At 56.6% G+C, this 4,375-nt stretch carries 7 protein-coding genes; 1 reads left to right on the forward strand and 6 read right to left on the reverse strand.

Going from position 1 to position 4,375, the window contains the following annotated elements; all coding sequences use genetic code 11:
* Positions 1 to 13 precede the first annotated feature (13 nt).
* Positions 14 to 634: a TIGR02466 family protein gene (locus tag VGP75_RS14965; protein WP_327544428.1), complete on the forward strand. Its 621-nt coding sequence runs from the start codon at positions 14 to 16 to the stop codon at positions 632 to 634.
* Positions 635 to 978: 344 nt separating this feature from the next.
* Here the strand turns inward: VGP75_RS14965 and rplP are convergent, their stop codons facing one another.
* The 6 genes from rplP to VGP75_RS14995 all read right to left on the reverse strand — a co-directional run.
* On the reverse strand, positions 979 to 1,392 hold the full coding sequence (gene rplP / locus VGP75_RS14970; RefSeq protein WP_055295572.1) for a 50S ribosomal protein L16: 414 nt from the start codon (positions 1,390 to 1,392) through the stop codon (positions 979 to 981).
* A gap of 12 nt (positions 1,393 to 1,404) precedes the next feature.
* Complete coding sequence (gene rpsC, locus VGP75_RS14975) at positions 1,405 to 2,106, reverse strand: 30S ribosomal protein S3 (protein WP_055295570.1); 702 nt, start codon at positions 2,104 to 2,106, stop codon at positions 1,405 to 1,407.
* Positions 2,106 to 2,486 carry a 50S ribosomal protein L22 gene (gene rplV / locus VGP75_RS14980; RefSeq protein WP_008236481.1) on the reverse strand — a complete coding sequence of 127 codons (381 nt, stop codon included), beginning with the start codon at positions 2,484 to 2,486 and terminating at the stop codon, positions 2,106 to 2,108. The genes rpsC and rplV overlap by 1 nt, the downstream gene beginning before the upstream one ends.
* 3 nt (positions 2,487 to 2,489) lie before the next feature.
* Positions 2,490 to 2,768, reverse strand: coding sequence for a 30S ribosomal protein S19 (gene rpsS / locus VGP75_RS14985; protein WP_055686592.1), 279 nt, complete (start codon positions 2,766 to 2,768; stop codon positions 2,490 to 2,492).
* A 2-nt stretch (positions 2,769 to 2,770) separates the two neighbouring features.
* Complete coding sequence (gene rplB / locus VGP75_RS14990) at positions 2,771 to 3,613, reverse strand: 50S ribosomal protein L2 (protein ID WP_327544429.1); 843 nt, start codon at positions 3,611 to 3,613, stop codon at positions 2,771 to 2,773.
* A gap of 205 nt (positions 3,614 to 3,818) precedes the next feature.
* On the reverse strand, positions 3,819 to 4,375 hold a 557-nt coding region (locus VGP75_RS14995; RefSeq protein WP_327544430.1), incomplete at its 5' end, for a HEPN domain-containing protein.

A 4,375-nucleotide genomic window follows, 5' to 3' on the forward strand; every position in this document is an offset into this window, starting at 1 on the left:
CTAAGACACCTGTATGACTGAAATCAAATCACTCTTCGCGACCCGCCTCTATCACGCCAAACTCTCCGAGCATGGCGCGCCCGTTGACCCTGCCGAGCTTGAAAACTCCTGCCTTGTTATCGCGGATGATGACGAAGCCGGCCAGGACGGGGGCGAAGAGCACGGGTATCCAGGCTATACCTCTTATGCCTCACTCAGCGACCTGCCGTGGCGGTTCCCGATCTTCAAAGATCTCGTCGCCGTTCTCGATGCCCATGTCGCGGCCTTTGCCAAAGACCTCGCCTTCGATCTTGGCGACAAGAAACTGCAACTCGAAGACATCTGGATCAACATCCTGCCCGAAGGCGGTATCCACACCGGCCATATCCACCCCCATTCGGTGATCAGCGGCACGACCTACGTCGCCATGCCCGACGGGGCGAGTGCGATCAAATTCGAAGACCCCCGCCTTGCCATGATGATGGCGGCACCCACACGGATGAAAGACGCGCGCGACGAGCTGCGGACTTTCTTTTATGCGAAGCCCGCAGTGGGTGATGTTCTGCTCTGGGAAAGCTGGCTGCGCCACGAGGTGCCGATGAATATGGCGGAAGAAGAACGGATATCGGTGAGTTTTAATTACGGGTGGGGGTGAATGGCCTAACGAAGGGCAGCGCCCGGACCTCGGGGCGGGCGCGCCAACAGGGCTGATTGGCGGAGCGCCGCAACCACGCACGACCGTCCCGATCTTTGCAACGTCGCAAGAGCGCCCTCCCCATGGGGGAGGTCCGGTCGCTGCCAGGCGATGCCGGGCGGGAGCTTGCTGCGACAGGCTGAAACAAAAAGCCCCCGCCGATCTCTCGGCAGGGGCTTCTTTATTCTCACCGTAGGTCGGGGCCCGCCCCGACATACGCATTTCATCAGCATCCTGTGCGGCCCGCGAGTTTGCTTCGCAAATTCGCTCCACCGCACACCGTTAAATCCTGCGGATTTAACGGTTTACCAATCTTCGCGAACCACGGTCCGTGTCTTGATCGGCAGCTTCATCGCGGCAAGGCGCAGGGCCTCACGGGCGACCACTTCAGTCACGCCGTCGATTTCGAACATAACGCGGCCTGGCTTGACCTTACATGCCCAAAAATCGATGGAACCTTTACCTTTACCCATACGCACTTCGATAGGCTTCGAGGTAACTGGCAGATCCGGGAAAATACGGATCCAGACACGGCCCTGACGCTTCATGTGACGCGTCATGGCGCGACGTGCAGCTTCGATCTGGCGCGCAGTGATACGCTCAGGCTCGATCGCCTTCAGGCCGTAGGTGCCAAAGTTCAGGTCAGACCCGCCCTTTGCTTCACCACGGATGCGGCCTTTGTGCAGCTTGCGGTGTTTTGTACGCTTTGGTTGCAGCATATCATCAGCTCCTTAGCGACGTGGGCCGCGAGGGACAGCGCCCTCTTGCAGCTCAGCATGTTTACGGTCGTGCGCTGACGGATCGTGCTCCATGATCTCACCTTTGTAGATGAAGACCTTGATGCCGATGATCCCATAAGGCGTCATTGCCTCATACAGTGCATAGTCGATGTCGGCGCGCAGCGTGTGCAGCGGCACACGACCTTCGCGGTACCATTCCGTCCGTGCAATTTCAGCACCGCCCAGACGACCGGCAAGGTTGACCCGGATACCCAGGGCGCCCATGCGCATGGCGTTCTGAACCGCACGCTTCATTGCGCGACGGAAAGACACACGACGCTCAAGCTGCTGGCCAATGCTTTCGGCAACCAGTGCTGCGTCAAGCTCGGGCTTGCGGACTTCAACGATGTTCAGGTGCAGCTCGGAGGCTGTCAGCGCGGCAAGTTTCTTGCGCAGACCTTCGATGTCTGCACCTTTCTTGCCGATGATCACACCGGGACGTGCTGCATGGATCGTGACGCGGCACTTTTTGTGCGGACGCTCGATGATCACGCGGCTGACGCCGGACTGTGCGCATTCTTTCTTGATGAAAGCCTTGATCTTGAGGTCTTCCAGCAACAGGTCGCCATAGTCTTTGGTATCAGCGTACCAGCGGCTATCCCAGGTGCGGTTGACCTGAAGACGCATACCGATCGGGTTTACTTTGTTACCCATTATGATTGCTCCTCAACTTGACGCACCTTGATGGTGATCTCTGCAAACGGCTTGATGATCTTACCAAAGCGACCACGGGCCCGAGGGCGACCGCGCTTCATGGTGAGGTTCTTACCGACATAGGCCTCTGCGACGACCAGTTCATCGACGTCAAGGTTGTGGTTGTTCTCGGCGTTGGCGATCGCCGACTGAAGGCACTTCTTCACGTCGTCCGAAATCCGCTTTTTCGAGAAAGTCAGGTCGGTCAGCGCCTGCTCGACTTTCTTGCCGCGGATCAGGCCAGCAACGAGGTTCAGCTTTTGCGGGGACGTCCGGAGCATGCGCAGTTTTGCCATTGCTTCGTTATCGGCCACGCGGCGGGGATTCTTATCCTTGCTCATGGCTTATTTCCGCTTCGCTTTTTTGTCAGCAGCGTGACCGTAATAGGTGCGGGTTGGTGAATATTCACCGAACTTCTGACCGATCATGTCTTCTGTGACGTTAACAGGGATGTGCTTCTTGCCGTTGTACACACCAAAGGTGAGACCGACGAACTGAGGCAGGATTGTCGAACGACGCGACCAGATCTTGATCACTTCGTTGCGGCCGCTTTCGCGTGTGCTTTCCGCCTTTTTCAAGACGTAGGCATCCACAAAGGGGCCTTTCCATACGGAACGAGCCATAATTAACGACCCTTCTTCTTGGCGTGACGCGAGCGGATGATCAGGCTCTGCGACGCTTTGTTCTTGTTACGGGTACGCTTGCCCTTGGTGTCTTTACCCCAAGGCGTAACCGGTGTCCGACCACCAGATGTCCGGCCTTCACCACCACCGTGCGGGTGGTCGATCGGGTTCATCGCAACACCACGCACAGACGGGCGGATGCCCTTGTGACGCATACGGCCTGCTTTACCGAAGTTCTGGTTCGAGTGGTCCGCGTTGGACACAGCACCGACAGTGGCCATGCATTCCTGACGTACCAGGCGCAATTCACCGGATGACAAACGGACCTGCGCGTAGCCACCGTCACGACCAACGAACTGGGCGTAGGTACCGGCTGCACGGGCGATCTGGCCGCCTTTGCCTGCTTTCATTTCGATGTTGTGAACGATCGTACCGATAGGCATGCCGCTGAAGGGCATTGCGTTGCCTGGCTTGATGTCAGCCTTGGCGGATGCGATCACCTTGTCACCAATCGCGAGGCGCTGGGGGGCAAGGATGTAATTCTGTGTACCGTCTTCGTACTGGATCAGCGCGATAAATGCGGTGCGGTTCGGGTCATATTCGATCCGTGCGACAACAGCAGGCATATCCAGCTTGTTGCGCTTGAAATCGACGATGCGGTAAAGACGCTTTGCGCCCCCACCAATACGACGCATAGTGATCCGTCCGGTGTTGTTCCGGCCGCCCGATTTCGTCAGACCCTCAGTGAGAGACTTGACAGGACGTCCTTTCCAAAGCTCCGAACGGTCGATCAGCACCAGCCCACGCTGGCCCGGCGTCGTCGGTTTGTACGACTTGAGTGCCATGTTAGCTTCTTCCGTTTGCTTGGCGGGCCCCTTACGGAACCCTGATGTGAGAGGCCCCCGTAGGTGCCCGATTTAGAGATGTCGGGGAGAACCCCGACCTACGTAGGCCGGGGTTCTCCCCGGCGTTCCGCAACATCACAAAGACCCCGGAACGAATCCCGAGGTCAGGTGATTGAGGGCGTATAGCGGGGAGGGGTGAGGGTGTCTAGCCTTCTTCAAAGGCTCTAACGAAAGAAGCTACTACATACTGCGCAACTCGGTGCGCTTCGTATACATCCAGCAGTGTCGCGGTTGTAGAACGCTCGTGTGCATATGCATTCCGCCACTGAAATAGACTAGTGTAGCTCCCCATCATATCTTTCCGGAAGCGACGCTCAACGACTGGACGTCGTTCCGCGATAATTCTGTGATATGTTGTCGCATTCTTCGGTGCGTTGGGATGCTCCCAAGAAGACAGACCAAATCGGATCGAATGCTCCTTGAGGTCATTACCCGATATTCTTGCATTGGACTTCTGAAAATCCTTTTCAACGTATTTAAAGTATTTCGGGTGCACCCTAGATGCGTAATCCATCAAAGTGGTCTTTACTATCCCCTCATCAGTCGCAACGATTGTTACGGCAAACATACAAGCAAGCTCATTACGGATTACCCTGTCCGTAGCCGTGTCAGAGTGCAGGCGTGCATCAATATTTCTCGACAGCTGCCGGAGGTGCGAAAAATTCTCAGTAAGCAAATCATTCATCGGCGAACAATATCTTT

The sequence above is a fragment of the Yoonia sp. genome (assembly GCF_036007805.1).
In the GTDB taxonomy this organism is placed as follows: Bacteria; Pseudomonadota; Alphaproteobacteria; order Rhodobacterales; family Rhodobacteraceae; genus Yoonia.